The sequence below is a fragment of the Saccharospirillum impatiens DSM 12546 genome (assembly GCF_000423605.1).
GTDB classification, from domain to species: domain Bacteria; phylum Pseudomonadota; class Gammaproteobacteria; order Pseudomonadales; family Natronospirillaceae; genus Saccharospirillum; species Saccharospirillum impatiens.
Map to the genome: position 1 here is coordinate 123,729 of NZ_AUIH01000004.1, position 16,143 is coordinate 139,871.

General features: G+C 56.2%; 10 protein-coding genes and 1 tRNA gene. 2 read left to right on the forward strand and 9 right to left on the reverse strand.

Features of this window, described 5'->3' with window-relative positions:
* Window positions 1-16 precede the first annotated feature (16 nt).
* The 7 genes from G565_RS0104200 to G565_RS22935 all read right to left on the reverse strand — a co-directional run bounded on the left by G565_RS0104200 (window position 17) and on the right by G565_RS22935 (window position 8,888).
* Window positions 17-1,243, reverse strand: coding sequence for a carboxylate--amine ligase (locus tag G565_RS0104200; protein WP_028669835.1), 1,227 nt, complete (start codon window positions 1,241-1,243; stop codon window positions 17-19).
* 256 nt (window positions 1,244-1,499) lie between these two features.
* Window positions 1,500-2,306, reverse strand: a complete 807-nt coding sequence (locus tag G565_RS0104205) for an ABC transporter permease (protein ID WP_028669836.1) — start codon at window positions 2,304-2,306, stop codon at window positions 1,500-1,502.
* The gene (locus G565_RS0104210; RefSeq protein ID WP_028669837.1) at window positions 2,303-3,190 is read right to left on the reverse strand and encodes an ABC transporter permease; all 888 of its coding nucleotides are present in this window, start codon (window positions 3,188-3,190) and stop codon (window positions 2,303-2,305) included. The genes G565_RS0104205 and G565_RS0104210 overlap by 4 nt, the downstream gene beginning before the upstream one ends.
* Window positions 3,183-4,283 carry an ABC transporter ATP-binding protein gene (locus G565_RS0104215; protein WP_028669838.1) on the reverse strand — a complete coding sequence of 367 codons (1,101 nt, stop codon included), beginning with the start codon at window positions 4,281-4,283 and terminating at the stop codon, window positions 3,183-3,185. The genes G565_RS0104210 and G565_RS0104215 overlap by 8 nt, the downstream gene beginning before the upstream one ends.
* A 128-nt stretch (window positions 4,284-4,411) precedes the next feature.
* Window positions 4,412-5,524, reverse strand: coding sequence for an extracellular solute-binding protein (locus tag G565_RS0104220; RefSeq protein WP_028669839.1), 1,113 nt, complete (start codon window positions 5,522-5,524; stop codon window positions 4,412-4,414).
* A 267-nt stretch (window positions 5,525-5,791) separates the two neighbouring features.
* Window positions 5,792-7,693, reverse strand: a complete 1,902-nt coding sequence (locus G565_RS26290; RefSeq protein ID WP_084649219.1) for a patatin-like phospholipase family protein — start codon at window positions 7,691-7,693, stop codon at window positions 5,792-5,794.
* A gap of 355 nt (window positions 7,694-8,048) precedes the next feature.
* Window positions 8,049-8,888 (reverse strand): hypothetical protein, encoded by an 840-nt coding sequence (locus G565_RS22935; RefSeq protein WP_037337643.1) that lies wholly within the window; start codon window positions 8,886-8,888, stop codon window positions 8,049-8,051.
* Window positions 8,889-9,050: 162 nt separating this feature from the next.
* Here G565_RS22935 and G565_RS0104235 point away from each other — a divergent pair, with 162 nt between their 5' ends.
* The gene (locus G565_RS0104235; protein ID WP_037337646.1) at window positions 9,051-10,856 is read left to right on the forward strand and encodes a glycerophosphodiester phosphodiesterase family protein; all 1,806 of its coding nucleotides are present in this window, start codon (window positions 9,051-9,053) and stop codon (window positions 10,854-10,856) included.
* Between the two features lie 640 nt (window positions 10,857-11,496).
* Here the strand turns inward: G565_RS0104235 and G565_RS0104240 are convergent.
* Window positions 11,497-11,572 (reverse strand) — tRNA-Ala (locus G565_RS0104240).
* A gap of 117 nt (window positions 11,573-11,689) precedes the next feature.
* Window positions 11,690-13,171: a glutamate--tRNA ligase gene (gltX, locus tag G565_RS0104245; RefSeq protein ID WP_028669841.1), complete on the reverse strand. Its 1,482-nt coding sequence runs from the start codon at window positions 13,169-13,171 to the stop codon at window positions 11,690-11,692.
* Window positions 13,172-13,343: 172 nt separating this feature from the next.
* On the opposite strand from gltX, the gene G565_RS22940 reads away from it, so the two are divergent.
* Window positions 13,344-16,028 (forward strand): DUF2339 domain-containing protein, encoded by a 2,685-nt coding sequence (locus tag G565_RS22940; RefSeq protein WP_051207308.1) that lies wholly within the window; start codon window positions 13,344-13,346, stop codon window positions 16,026-16,028.
* The last annotated feature ends 115 nt before the right edge of the window (window positions 16,029-16,143 follow it).

Consider the following 16,143-nt stretch of genomic DNA (forward strand, 5'->3'; position numbering starts at 1 on the left):
CCGCCTTATTGCCAGATCAGACGTAAAAATCAAGGTCTTGCTGACGCTCCAGCAGACGGTGCATCTCTTTCGGATCCTTGCCCACAAAGAACAGCAAGCCCCAATGCGTACCAAAGGCCGTTCGCTTGGTCACGATCTCTTCCTGAGGCGTGGTCAGCTCGTGGGATTCAAAATACGGATGATCTTCCGTCTCTTCCGGAATCTCCAGCCGACTGACGACACGACGGCGCGGGTAAACCCCGAAACAACCGGCATGGGCTTTGGCGTCGGTGACTGCATTCGGGAAGTAGGCTTCAACCTCTTCTTCAGTCGATTTCGGGTCGAACACCAACATGGAGGCCTGATAGGCATTAAAGCCTTCATAAACCCGCTCAAGCAACTCGAACACCTTGAAACCCGGCGGACGGTAGGCTACTTCGCCAAAGTACATGGTGCCATCGCTGGTCACAAAGTACTCGGGGTGAATCAGCCCGAATTCGATGTCAAACGTCTTGATCAACAGCTCAATCTGCCGAGTGATTTTCTCGCGATACGCTTCCAGCTCCGGAGAGGCCGGCACATAGACGGAATAGCCAAGTTTGACGTACTCGGAGATGTTCAGGAAGCGGATTTTGCCGTTATGAATCCAGGCTTCAACCGCAAACTCCCAGCCATCCAGATGCGATTCCATCAACGACGGGAACTCTTCGTCCGGAATGCTGTCGACTTCATCCGGCGTACGAATCACCCGGTGCCCCAGACAACCAGCCTTATCAAAAGCCTTTACGTGAATCGGATCGTTCGGGTCACCATCGAGCTTCAACAACGTCTGGTTTACCCGCTTCAAAAAGCGAATGACGTCATCCCGATCGTGAGCTTCCTCGAAAATACCGACCCGAATACCACCGAGTTGCGCACGCCGCTTCATCAGCGATTTATCACGCATCAGCATGGCCTGCCCTAACAGACGGGGGTTATCGAGCAATACGGAGTTAATCGCACCGGCCCACTCAACCGTTTCCTCAAATAGGGGAATGGAAACATCGACGCCCATTTCTTTAAGCGTCTGGGCAATTTCCATCGACCGGTCGTTCAGCCGTTCGAAATTCCAGGGCACATAGGGAATATTGTGTTCAAGGCAATATTCTTCGGCCCAGTCAGGTGCGACAACGACGTAGCGTCTGTCGAATGCTTCTGCAGCCTCAATCGCGTTAAGGCTCCAGCCCAGCAATGCTATGTAACCCTTGTTTGGATCTTTCTTCATAAGAGAAGCCTCTTTGATTGATAGATGGATCCAACCTCTTTAGCGAGATCTGGTAATGCCCACCATACGCCAGTGAGCCGCGCAGGTACACCGAACACCGGGTGCAGTCATCGTTACGTCCGGTTGAAGAGGGCTCTGGAATGGGCATCGGAGGATGTTTGAATTTTTTTAAACCGGGGTAAAAAATAGAGGCAAAACGCGGTAATCGCCAGTGCATTAATGCGCGATTACCGCGTGTCGAGGCGTTCAAACAGACTCAGTCGAGTGCGTCTTTCTTTTTCTGTTCGCGACGACGTAACACTTCATAAGCCACCGCCAGAATCACCGTAACCAGAATCATAATCAAGCCAAGTGCGTTGACCGCTGGCGTCAAACCGGTACGGACTTTGGTCGCGATATAGACCGTCAGTGTCGTATCGAATCCTCGAACAAACAGCGTGGTGTTATAGTTCTCGAACGATTGCAGAAAGGCGATGACCGCCGCGGAGATAATGGCCGGCTTCAGGTAGGGCAGCAACACCCGGCGCACAACCTGAGTATGGGTTGCCCCCAGACTGTAGGCGGCTCGCTCAAGGGTTCGGTCAAAGCGTTGCAGGCGCGCCAGCACCATCAACATGACATAGGCGGCGATGAAGGTGGTTTGCGCGATAACCGTCAAGCCAATTCCCCCGCTAACCCCCAGGTTACGCCAGAAAATCAGGGTTGAAATGCCAATAATCACGCCCGGCGTCAGCAGCGGTGACAACATCAGACTGTAGTAGAAATTCTTCGCCTTCCCTTCATAGGTCGACAAAAACAAACCCGCCGATACACCAATCGGGACGGCCAACGCCAGGACGCCCAGGCCCACGATGAAGCTGTTTAACAGGGCTTCCCACATGGCACCGTCGTTGGCCAGTTCGCCGAACCATCGCCAGGTCGTTTCCCGCCAGGGCCAGATCGTTGGAAAGCGACTGTCGTTGAACGTAGCGACCGACATGATCACCAGCGGCGTGAACAAATAGATGAAGAACACCACCAGATAAAAACGAATGCTCCAATACATGAGTCGTTGCGAGGTCATTTTCCAATATCCCCCAGGCCTATGCGGAATACTTTCATGATCGCGGCTATAAACCCGATGCACAAAATCAACAATACAAAGGCGTAAGCCGCCCCCATGTTCCAGTTACCGCCTTCAAAGAACCAGTTGTAGATGATCTGAGTGAACCAGCGACTGCCCGGAGAGCCCAGCAGAGCGGGCACCGCGTAACTGCCCGCAGCCAGCATAAACACCATGATACAGCCGGTGGCGATGCCGGGTTTTGCATGTGGAATGACAATGCGCCAGTGAATGCGAATTAGCCCGGCTCCAAGGTTCCGGGCCGCCCTGACCTGATTGTTGTCCAGGCTTTCAATCGCATTGTAGAGCGGAAATACCATGAACAGAATGTAGGCGTACACCATGCCGATCAGCACCCCGCCATCACCGGATAAAAAGCGAATGGGCCGGTCGATGAACCCCATCCCCAGTAACAGGGCATTCAGAGGCCCCTGAAACGACAGAATCAGGTACCAGGAAAAGGTTCGCAGAATCTCGTTGATCCAATAGGGAATCACCAGCAACAGTGCGATCAGCATCACCTGTTTGGCGGTTGCCAGTTGCGCCAGAAAATACGCAACCGGGTAAGAAACCATCAGCGTCAGCAGGGTCACCAGAATGCTGGACCAGATGGTCTTGAAAAAAATGGTCCGGTGAATGTCATTACCAACCAGGGTCTGATAATTACCCAGCGTATACACATCCTCCGGGCCCCCTAGCTGGCTCGGGATCAAGTTGGGTTTGAACGAGTAGTCGATCATGATCAGTTGCGGCAACAGCACCAGAACAATCAGCCAGAACCACAACAACAGCAGAACCACCAGCGTCATTGGCCCGCCAAATCGGGCGGTCAGTTGCTTAATCATGGATTGTCTCCAAAGGACCGTCCTCTGGCAGCACCACGGTTTCCTCTGTTTTAAAACCCAGTGAAAGGTTAGCTCCCTGCTCTACCTGGCCGCCATAAGCACGCTGATCGGCCTGGACGTGCACCATTGACGTCAATTGCGCGTGGCGCGTTTCCAGAGTCAGATGGGCACCTTCAAAATTAACGGTTTCAACACTGACATCCAGACGGTTCGTGTCCTGATCGGTCGCCGCTTTCAGACTCTCGGGCCGCACATAAAGGCCGCACGGCTGGCCGGGTTCCAGTTGGCCACCCAGTTGACCTCTGAATTGCCCCGCTGCGCCGCAATCGACAAGCACCTGGTCACCGTCGACGGCAACGACTTTACCCGGCAACCGGTTATTCTCGCCCACAAACTCGGCGACGAAGGCGGTTTTGGGTTTGCGATAGAGCTCGATAGGGGTATCTACCTGCTGCAAGCGACCAGCAGACATGACCGCAACCCGGTCAGACATGGTCAGCGCTTCGCCCTGATCGTGAGTAATGTAGATAAAGGTAATTTCCGTGCGCCGCTGAATTTCTTTCAGTTCGGTACGCATATGCTGGCGCAGTTTAAGGTCCAGCGCCGACAAGGGCTCATCCAACAGCAACACCTTGGGTTCGACTGCCAACGCCCGGGCAATGGCTACCCGTTGCTTCTGCCCGCCAGACAGATCATCAATCCGGTACTGGCCACTGTGTGGCAAATCCACCAGCTCCAGCAACCGATCCGAGACTTTACGCCGCTCGGCTTTGCTGACGCCCCGTACCTCAAGGCCAAACTCGATGTTCTCTGCCACGCTCATGAGCGGAAACAACGCCAGATTCTGGAAAATCATGGACGTGGGTCGCTTGTTGGCGGGCACGGCCCCCATGGGTTCATTGCCAATGCTGATCGACCCGGTGGTGGGCTCCAGAAAGCCACTGACGATGTTCAATAACGTCGTTTTACCGCAGCCCGAAGGGCCCAGAAAACTGAAAAATTCGCCGGACTGAATGTCCAGGTCCAGCGGGTGTACGGCTGTAAAATCGCCGAATTTCATAGAAATGTTGTCAAGATGGACTCGACTGTCCATAACCGTTACTTCCTGTCTAAGCGTCCCTGGTGCTTACAAGAATCAGGCCTTCCATCCCGGAACGACCAAAGCCCCGCACGGGCGGGGCTGTATTGAATCCGCTGGAACAGCGGGTCTGTTCAGATCAATCAGGCTGACAGGTAGCGGTCCTGGTACTCGTTGCGGATCGACACATACCAGGGCTCCTGGATGGGCCACCACCACAGGTTAGCCAGATCCTGAGCCGTGTAGGAATTGGTAAAGAAGTCCTTGGTCGCTTGCGGCAACAAGGCTTCGGCACCCCGTGCCGTCGAGTTATAGCCGGTAGCTTTCACAAACATGGCACCCGCTTCGGGGGTGTAGTACCAGTTGATGAATTCGTAGACCGCATCGACGTTCTGGGCGTTCTTGGGAATAACAAAGCCTTCCATCCAGGCCAGTGCGCCCTCTTTCGGCGCCGCATAAGCGATCGGCTGACCTTCCTGGATCAGGTTGAAGGCGGTGCTGTCCCAGGTTTGACCAGCTACCGCACCGTTTGTGCGGAACGCGCCCTGGGCTTCGTTTTCTGTGTTCCAGAACTGGGCAATCATGCTCTTGTGCTCAACGGCCACTTTGACGATTTCCTCAAAGTTGGCACGCGCAGCGGCTTCTGTTTGGAACATGTCGAGCAAGGGGAATGGCAGCTTACCCTGCTGTTCGAGCCACAGGCCGATGCCGATCAGGGCCGAGTGGCCGCGCACGGTAACACCGGTTCCATGATCAGGGTTCCACAGATCCCCGTAGCTCAAATTGTTGCGATCGATGCTGGAGTAGTCGGTGTGGTAGGCAATCGCCTCGGTGCCCCAGTCTGATGGTGCAAAATAACGCTGGCCATCGACAACACCACCCACTTCTGAGCCTTCGATCGAGCTTTCAAGCGCGCCATCCCAATTAATGCGGCTGGTATCCAGTGCCTGGACCAGATCAAAATCGACATAACCCGGAACCCGGTCGACTGTCGGCATGATGATGTCGAAGCCTGAGCCGTCGGTAGCCCGCAAGCTGTTCATCAATTCATCGTTGGTGCCATAGGGGGTGAAAGTCGCATTGATACCCGTTTTTTCACGGAAATCATTCAGCATTTCGTCGGTGATATACCCCGCCCAGGCGTAGATTCGCAGTTCCTGGCTCTCGGCCAGTGCCCGGTTGATGTAGAAGGGGCTGGCAGCCATTGCACCAGCTGCCATGGATGTTTTTATAAACTTCCGTCTTGTAAATGTCATGGTCCCACTCCTGTTGTCTTTCTCGAGAATTCTTTACACACGTACTGGTCAGTCTCAGTGTGTGAACAGCGCTGAATAAACTGAGCGCGCTTTTTTGAACAAGCGTTCAATATAGAATCTAATATAAATATGACAAGAATGTGATGTTTTTATGTCATTTTTTTGTTTTTCCTCCGTTCATTGGTGAATCCGGGCCACCGCTAGACGCCCTCAGCCTCCCATTGATGAATAGCAGTGACAGAAAATACTTACAACACAAAAGAATGATCACGTCGATTCCAGGCCCCGGCGCCATAGATTCGCCTCTGCCTGACGTCGCTTGACCAGCCCGGAACCCGACCCCCAAAGTCGCTTCATGGCCACAATTTCATCCTCCACGCCAATCAGAATGGCGTGCCAGCGTTGCGTGTCTGCCGAGGCCTGCTCCGCTTGCACCAGCAACGTCTGAATGGCTTTCATTTCACGTCGGGTATCGCCACGCAGCGACGCCCCCCGATTGAATACAAGGCTGACCAGAACGGCACGACACAGCGGCGGCAACCGGTCCAGTGATGGGTAGATACTCTGCGTCAGTTGGTAATAACGTGGCAGCGTTGTGGCGGTATACACCTGCCAGGCCAGATTGAACGGAACATCAATACCCACCGCTTTTAATGCCCTGGCCCGCTTTTTGGTGCCGGCTTTGCCGATGTCCAGTGCCAGCACCTTGAACACAGCCGGTGGCAACACCGACGCCCAGTCCCGTTTGAAATCTTCAAGAGTGTTCATGCGCAGGTCGTAACCCAGCCCAATGGTAATGCCGCTGGCTTCTCCCGGGTAATGCGGCCAGCGGGTGTGATCCTGATAAAAGGCCAGGCCACCAGTCTCTTCCCGGGCAATAAAGGCGACACCTTCTGTTGGCAGCGGTGGAAACGGTTCTGGCAGGGCCTCCAGCCACTGCCACAATGCCTCATCCACCACGCCCGACTGAGGCTGATCGGCCCAAGCCTGACAATGAGTGACCGCCTGTTCGGTACCTGGGCCGAAGGCACCGTCCGGCACCAGCATTGTCCCGGCCCGGTTCATCAGTGCCTGAAGCGTTACAACGGCTTCCCCTGTGGCGCCGCGCTGCAACAACACACGCGGCACTCGTGCTTCGGGTAACCGGTTTGGCGGCGCGTTTGCCGGGTCTTCAAACCAGCCAAGAAACGTCTCCGCACCCTCTATGCCCTGCTCTATCAACGCCAGCTTCTTAGAGCCAGACAAGCCAAAATCAGTCGTTTCGACATCAAGCGTGTCTATGTAGAGCGTTCTCTTCCAATCATCGCCATGCAGGTGCTGGTTTTCCTGCACACGCAGCAGTGATCGGACCAGGCTTTTAGCGTAGCCACCAAAATCGGTTACCGGTTCACTGCGTGGTGCTTCGTCGTAACGAAAAATCCCGATGTCCTCCCGGGTTTCCAACCGTAGGCCCAGTGTTTGGCGGTTGTAGACGTAAGGGCTGCGCCCGGGACGCTCCAGAAGAAACCGGTGGTTTTCGTGTTCGTAATAGTCTGCCCGGCGGGCGGCTTCCGGCTCATTAGCCATATCGATATAGCGTTCACGGTCAAAGAGCTTGACCGGGTAGTTGAGCAGAACGCCGCCATCAACGTAGACGTCATCACGTGGGCCAAAGCGCACTGCCCGGTAAAACAAGGGAATCGACATGCTGATGCGTACCGCCTCTGCCAACGGCATATCAGCGTGTCGCTCGCGGGAAAATACTTCGCTATAGCCAGTCGACAAATTGGTGCCAACCACAAACAGATCGGGTTGCCCGGCCGCTGCCAGATCGGCAAAGGTGGCCCGGGCATCGCCCAGTTGCTGTTTGATGTAGCCACCCACCCAGTCGGCAAAATAGTCGCCCCTGTTCCAGCCAAACTCCGTCCAGAGGCGCTTCATATCGCGAATGAACAGAAAGGAGTTATCCATAAAAGCGTTGAAGTCAGCTGAGTTGATGATCGACCGCTGGGTCTTGATGTCATAGCCGAGCGCAAACATCAGCGCATTGATGGCCCCGGCGCTGGTTCCACCCACGCGGGTGATGTGATCCAGGTAGCCCCGACGGGCAAGCACCTGCATGGCGCCGACATAGGCGATGCCCTTAACACCCCCGCCCTCGAACACAAGATTTCTGAATTGTGCCGTCACTGTGATCTCCCGTTTGCGACAATGGTTAACGACTCACGTTTCGCAGTTCGCCGAACAAACGAGCGACGGCTGCCGGGTGTGTCCCTGTGGGGTAGTCCGCAGCAGGGATGCTGCGGCCTAGGCTCCATGGACGGATTTACGCCGACCCCACAGGGACACACCCGGTGGCCGTCGCGGGCCAGAGCCGCCTGGCCAAACCGAACTGCGAAACGTGAGTTAAACAATATAAGTGGGAGTCGTACTGCGAGGCATGTCTGCTCGAATCCCTGAACAGCTCAGACACTCGATTTGGACGAGTCTGTCTGAATCGTGATCAAGTATAGAAGGCAATTTGAAAATTTCAGGCAAGGTTGGATCAATTGACCGTGTCAGGTTCCCGATAAGTGTCCAAACGGTTCAGCCAGCCCGGCAGCCAGCGGTCGCGTTCAATCGGGTCATCCGCATTGGCGGCACGCCGGGTCAGCACTTCAGCGGCGGCTTCCCGGAATCTTTGCAGGGTGGTTTTATCCGGGTGCCAGGCCATCTGTTGCAGTACTTGCAACAAACCCCAGCCCTGGCCGTTGTAGGTTTCACCGGGCGTCAGGCCCTCGCCCTTGAAGTTGACGTAGTCGATCAGCGTGTAGCTGCCGCCCGGGGTGGCCGCCAGCGCAGTCAGTCGTTGTTGCATAACGGTTTGTTCATCTTCTGGTGCGGCCGCAACCACCCGGGCCAAAGACGACTGGGCTCGCTCAAGAATGTAGGCGATTTGCAGCCCCTGATTGCTGCCCAGCCAACGTCGCAGCGATTCAACTTCAGCGCTGCCTGCTTCAGCCACAAATCGTTCCCGGTCCGGCCAGGGCGCATCCATCGGGTTTAATGCAGCCAACCATTGGGGTACCGGTTCGTCCTGCTCAAGCACATAGCGGACAAAGCCCGGGAAGCTCTCGACAAAACGACCGTTAACGCCCGCGGGGTACCAGATGAAGTGACCGATACCCAGCGAGGGAAATGCCTCCCCCTCGTTCCAGTGCACCAGGCATTGCGGACTACTGGCGCATTCGTTGTGATAGATGCGCTCGCCAACCCAGCGCAACTGCTCATCGTTCAGTAGCAGTCCGGACGCGTTAACAGCGGGTACGCTCAGCGGGGTAATAGCCAGCAATACACTGACAAACACGCCGTAAAAAGCCTTTCTAACGGGGCTGACCCAATGCATTCAATTCACTTTTATGGCCGTATCCGGAATACGCAAATCCTACCACTTACACGCAATGGTCGAGACGTTTTTACCTCAATCAGGTATGCTCTGACTGGATAGACCCGCCACTACATCACCACAACCAATAACCTGCACTGACTGAACGCTGTCCCGGAGGCCATGGTTACCAATCGACATCTGTTTCGCCACGCCCTGGCCGCTCTGCGCTACCACCGGCGCCCACTGCTGGCGTTTCACGTCTATTTCATCATTCTGGCGTTCAGTCTGCTGTCGCCGGTGTCGGGCTGGCTATTGTCCGTGCTGGTCAACCTCGCCGACGCCTCGCTGATCAGCAACGTTGATCTGGCCCGGTTCCTGATCTCACCGGCCGGCCTGCTGTGGATACTGGTGTCCGGGACCCTAGCGATCATGGCCATCTTCCTGCAACACGCTGGCATGATGTTGATTGTCTCTCACGGCCGGGACAATCGGTTCCATACCGCCGCCAGCGCACTCTGGCGAGTCGCCCACCGCTTACCCAGACTGCTCCGACTGGCAGGCATTCAGGTATTCGTGCAATTGCTGGTCGCGGCACCCTTTATTGCCCTGGTCATTTTCGCCTTCAACCGCCTGTTAACCGACTATGACCTGTACTATGTGATCACCGAACAACCGCCCGCTTACTGGGGGTTTCTGGCCATTATGGGCGCTGCATCGGTCGTTATCGCCGTCGTGAATGGCAGTCTTTATCTGCGTTGGGTCCTGGCGTTGCCGATCCTGCTGCTGGAAGAACGGTCACCACGACAGGCACTGAAGCGCAGTGCGCAACTGAGCAAAGGCGCCCGTCTGAACATTGGCGCCCTACTGATCAGCGCCGGTATCGGTGTTGCCTTGCTGCCCATACTGCTGGCACTGGTGTTTGAATGGCTGGCCAAGGGTTTGCTGGCCATATTGCCCGAATTTTACAGCCTGCTGATCCCGGTGATGGTGTTGCTGATCATCACCTACGCGGTGCTTGCTGTGGCGGTTGGTTTCATGGGTGTCAGCCTGAACAGCCTGGTCATCCTGAAGTTGTATCTGCGGGGACAGGGGCGCCATGTCGGCCTGCCCCCGGACCCGGAGCCCCGCCAGGTAGGCGCCATGGCCTGGGGCATTGAGGTGATTGTTGTCGTACTGGCGCTGGCCCAGGTCGGCTATGTCGTCAACAGTTGGAACACACCCGAAAACATCGCCATCACTGCTCACCGTGGCAGTTCGTTGAAGGCCCCGGACAATTCACTGGCGGCGATCCAGTATGCCATCGAAGACGGTGCCGACTACATCGAACTGGACGTACGGCAAACCGCCGACGGCCATCTGGTGTTGCTGCACGACAAAGACCTGCTGCGCCTCGCCGGGGACCCCAGAGATGTGTGGAACCTCACCCTGGCGGACATTCGGGCGCTGGACTCCGGCCGCCGGTTCAGTCCCGACTACGAAGGGTCCCGTATCCCCACTCTTATCGAAGCGATTGATCTGATGCGCGGTCGGGCAAAACTCTATCTGGAAGTAAAAACCAGTCCGCAAAGCCCCGGGCTGGTGCGTCGGGTCGTAGAGACACTGAAACAGCAAGACATGATTAACCAAACCCTCTTCGCCGCACTGGAACCCTCAGTGCTGCGCGAAGCACAGCGACTGGCGCCCGAGATGCGAACCAGCCTGCTGGTGCACTCGGTCATCGGCTCAATTGACGGCCAACCCTTCGATGTACTCGCCCTGCGTGATGTGCTGATCAGCCCGGCCCGAATCAGCAATGTCCGCCGGCAAAACCAGGAAATCCACGTCTGGACCGTCAACGACCGCCGCACCATGTCGAGAATGATCGACCAGGGCGTCGACAACATCATCACCGACCGGCCGGAACTGCTCGCTGCCTTGCTCGCCGAACGCGCGGAATTGTCAGAACCCGAACGGTTGCTGCTCAGGTTGCGAAATTGGATGTGGTGAGTTTCAGTGCCTTTGGTTAGCTTTTTTGAGCTCTATTCTGAGGTTGCGGTAGAGCCACCGGGGTGGGTCTGTTTGGGGTCGCTGTAAATACATCCATGTAAGCTTGGCTTCGGGATATGAATCCCATCCCTGGGATTCACCCTTCGGGCTCGCTGCGCTCGTGCTAAAACGCTCCCGGCGTTTTAGTCCATGCCTCAGACAACCCCGAAAAGACCCAACCCGGCGACTCGCCCTCTGCACACCATCGACTCTGTCAATTACATACCAGAAGCAGTCTTGAAGTAGCGTAATAAGCCTATGGCACAGGCGAAGGCAGTGGGCCGGGTTAGCCTCTGACGGGGTAGTCCGCAGCATGGATGCTGCGGTCTAGGCTCCATGGATGGGTTGAGTGGGCGGCATCCCGCCCGACCCCGACAGAGGCTAACCCGGTCCACTGCCTTGACCCAAGCCACAGTAAAAAACCAGCCCATAAAAAAACCGGTCGCAAGGACCGGTTTTTTAAAAGAATTTGGTGGAGCTATGCGGGATCGAAGTCGGACGCGACCCCGGCGATACCTCCTGCATGCCATGCAGGCGCTCTCCCAGCCTATATTCAATTTCCCATAAAAAAACCGGATGCGAGGTCCGGTTTTTAATAATTTGGTGGAGCTATGCGGGATCGAACCGCAGACCTCCTGCATGCCATGCAGGCGCTCTCCCAGCTGAGCTATAGCCCCGATTTCTCGGCGAATTAGAGACGATGCCTCGAATTGCGCGCAATAATAGGAAGCGGCCGCTCGGGTGTCAAGCTGTTTTTGCTTTTAATTCAACAACTTGCACCCGAAGGTTAAGGGTTAACCGATAACCGCCAGTTCCTTTTCGAGACTTTTCAGTTTCTTCTTACCCAGGCCGCCCAATACCTCGATGGCGTGACGCAGCCGACCCCGGGTCATATCCGGACCCAGGATGTTCATGGCATCCAACACCGAGACCGAGGCAGCCGAACCGGTAATGGCAATGAACAACGGTGCCATGACATCGCGCATCTTAAGTTCCAGGTGATCAGCGACCGCTTTCACATCGGCCATGATGTTGTCTTTGCCCCAGTGACGCTCTGCTTCCAGTTTCCAGAGGATCAGTTGCAAGGTTTTCTTGAGGGTATCTTCCTCCAGTTTCACAGACTCAAAACTGGCCGGGGTCAACGTCGGCATTCCCTGAAAAAAGAACTGTGCCAGTGGCGCTACATCGCTCAGACGCTCAATGCGCTGTTGCACCAGCGGCATGACACGGCTGACGTAGTCGGCATTGAATTTCCAATCCAGCAATCGCTGCAGCAATTGCTCCGGCGTGAGATCTTCGCGCAGGTACCGACCGTTCAGCCAATCGAGTTTTTCCGGGTCAAACACCGGGCCACCGAGAGAAATACGCGACACATCGAAGTTGGCAATCATGTCATCGAGCGTGAACTTCTCTTCGCCATTGGGCATGGTCCAGCCCATCATGCCAAGGAAGTTAATCAGGGCTTCCGGCAAAATACCCAGGCTGTGGTAATAATCGATAGACGTCGGGTTCTTGCGCTTGCTCAGTTTGGATTTATCGGCATTGCGCAGCAACGGCAGGTGACAGAAAACCGGTGGCTCCCAGCCAAAATACTGATACAGCAGAATTTGCTTCGGGGTTGAGGAAATCCACTCTTCACCGCGCAATACATGACTGATTTCCATAAGGTGGTCATCAACCACGCAGGCCAGGTGGTAGGTCGGCATGCCGTCGGATTTGAGCAGTACTTGCATGTCAATTTGCGACCATTCGATCTCGATCGGGTCACGCAACAGATCCGCCACCTCACATTGACCGGATTCGGGAATCTTCATTCGCACCACGCATGGCTCATTCGTCTTTATGCGTGCTTGAACCTCTTCCTCGCTCAGGCTCAGGCAATGACCGTCGTAGCCCGACAACCCCTGCTCCTGTTGCTGCTTGCGCATGGCGTCAAGGCGTTCAGCGGTGCAAAAACACCGGAAGGCGTGACCTTTGTTGAGCAATGTCTGGGCGTGATCCTGATAGATCGCCTTGCGATCGCTCTGCCGGTATGGCCCGTGCGGCCCGCCACAGTCGGGGCCTTCATCCCAGCTCAGGCCAAGCCAGTTCAGCGAGTGAAGTATCGCCGCTTCGGACTCCAGTGTTGAACGCACCTGGTCGGTATCCTCAATGCGCAGAATAAATTCACCGCCCTGGCTCTTGGCGAAGGCACGGTTAAACAGGGCGATGTAGGCCGTGCCAACGTGCGGGTCGCCTGTGGGCGACGGAGCGATACGGGTGCGAATCTTAGTCATAGCCATGGTGTCTCTTATGCCTTGAGAAAAGGCGGCAGTATACCGGGTCCGGGCATCCGTAACCAAGCACCACAACGCAGAGCGCTTGTCACTGGCCACCATTCAACTTCCTATGGGTCTGCCCAATGTTATAGGATGCGGTTTTGCACCGAACCAAAGGGAAACGTCGGTTATGGGTTTATGGGTGTTGCTGATCGCCGGGCTGGTGTATCTACTGGTTCGAATTCGTCGGCTCGAAAAAACGGTCAGGTCACTGGAGCTGCGGCTGCAGATCAGCCCGGACGAAAGCCCCACCTCAGCCATCGAGAGGGAGAACACGACTCAGTCGTCCCCGCAATCTGAATCCGTTTCAGAGTCGGCCGAAGTAGCCTGGCAGGCTGTGGCGGCTACCGATACACCATCAGAGCCGGCCATTCGCGCTGACCAACCTCAACCTTCTGCCGAGAGCCCGGCGCTGGAGCCAGAAGACCACTCCTGGCAGCCTGCTCCGCCTCGCCCACGTGAGCCTTCCTTCCTGGATACGGCGTTCGACCGGATAAAACGCTATTTCACCGAAGGCAACCTGATCGTTCGAGTCGGCATTATCGTGTTATTTTTCGGGGTTGCCTTTTTATTGCGCTACGCCAATGCCCAGGGCGCACTGCCAATGGGGTTGAAGGTGTTTTTTGTCGCTGCGCTCGGCGTTATTCTGCTCGGTATCGGCTGGAGATTGCGCCAGTCCAGAGGCATATACGCGCTGGTACTTCAGGGCGGCGGCATGGGCATTCTCTACATTACCGCATTCACGGCCCTGCGCCTGTTTCAGTTGGTTCCAGCGAGTGTCGGTTTTGCGCTGTTACTGGTTATGGTCGTTCTGGCTGCCGCTCTGGCGGTGATGCAAAACGCCCCTGCATTGGCCATTATGGCCGTAACGGGCGGTTTTCTTGCGCCGGTTCTGGCCTCGACCGGACAAGGCAGTCACATCGCTCTGTTCAGTTACTATGCCCTGCTCAATGCTGGCATCCTGGGTGTCGCCTGGTTTAAAGCCTGGCGCGTGCTGAACCTCCTCGGTTTTCTATTTACCTTCGTTATTGGCACTCTCTGGGGGGTACTGAGGTACACGCCGGATCAGCTGCCCGGCGCCCAGGCTTTCCTGATTCTCTTTTTCCTTTTTTACGTACTGATTGCCCTGCTATTTGCCAGCCGACAACCGCCCAAGCTTAAAGGTTACGTGGATGGAACCCTGGTGTTTGGCGTGCCTTTGGTCGGGTTTGGGCTGCAGGCGGGCCTGGTCCAGTCCCACGAATATGGCCTGGCCATCTCTGCTTTGGTGGTGGGTGTGTTCTACAGCCTGTTGAGAGTCGCCTGTCGCCGCCTCGGGGGTGCCCCTTACGCGCTGTTGAGCGAGGCCTATTTAGCGTTGGCTCTGGTCTTCGTCTCGCTGTCGATCCCCTTTGCACTGGACGGTGAATGGGTGGCTACGGCCTGGGCTCTGGAGGGGGCCGCGATTCTTTGGATCAGTCTGCGCCAGCACCGGCCTTTGGGCGCGCTGTTCGCACTGGGGCTTCAAATCGGCGCCGGTGTCTTGTTTTATCCGGAGGTGCTCGACCGCCATGCGGACTGGATGGTGCTCAATGCTGTCTTCATTGGCGGAGTCTTTGTGGCGGTCGCCGGGCTATTCAGTAGCTATCGCCTGAGCCACGCAAACGGGATTGCGTTACCGCTGCCCGCCCACTACCTGGCAATACCCATGCTGGTATGGGGCTTGGCGTGGTGGTTTGCCAATGGGCTGGCAGAGATTCTTTATTACGTTGACCCGGACCTGCAATGGGTCATCACCCTAAGCTTTCTGGCCACCTCGGCCGCCGCCCTGGGTTGGCTGGAGTGGAGGCTGAAGTGGCGCGCTTTACGCCACACACCGGTTGGGCTGCTAACTTTGATGGTGCTTGCGGCAATTGCTGCACTCGAATGGCTGCCCCGCCCGCTCGATCAGCTTGGGTGGCTAGGCTGGCCGTTGTTGTTCGCAGCTTTTTACGGTTTGTTGTGGCTTAGGGATCGCTGCCATCCCGTAGCGCCTCAAGTGTTGATCGGACTGCACCTGACAGGCGCGTTACTGCTAATCACCTTGATCGGAAACGAACTGGTCTGGTGGACAGTTACACTGACGGGCCCATACACCGACTGGCCTGTCATCGCGCAGATTATGGTGGTGGTACCGGTTTACTGGCTGGCATTGCGAGGTCAGCGATGGCCGTTCAACGCCCACCGTGGCGTCTATACGGTTTGGCTCGGCACACCCTTATTACTCGCTCTGGCCAGTTGGACAGTGCTGTCCAGTGCCGTCAGTCCCGGCTATTTTGCGCCCTTGCCTTACCTGCCGCTGCTAAACCCGCTGGATCTAACGCAGATACTGGTTCTGGCAACCGGCTATTTTGGCTGCAAAGCACTGTGCACCGAATCGGATCGGCCAGTCACCTGGCAGCAGGGCCTGGTTGGTTTGTCGGTGTTGGCTTTTCTGTGGCTGAACGCTGTGCTGCTAAGAACCCTGCACCACTGGACCGGTCTCGCCTGGGACCTGGAAGCAATACTGGCATCCAGCCTGGCACAGGCTGCCGTGTCAGTGTTCTGGACGCTGTCGGGATTGGCTGTGATGGTGCTGGCCACGCGCCGTGGCTGGAGGCCGGTTTGGATGGCGGCGGCAGGGTTGCTGGGTATCGTGGTAGCGAAACTCTTTTTTGTGGACATGGGCGACGCCAATACGCTAGAAGGCATCATTGCGTTTATTGTTGTTGGTTTGCTGTTGCTGGTGGTGGGTTATGTGTCGCCATTGCCACCCAAAGCACCGGGCACACCTGAACCGACTTCCGATCAGGCCTAACGGCCTATCTGTTCGACCGACTGGAACACGGGAGTCGACATTGCCAGCATCCGGACAGGAAAATCCGGTTGCTGACAATCGAACGATGACCCGCGCCGGTGTATCTAAACGGACG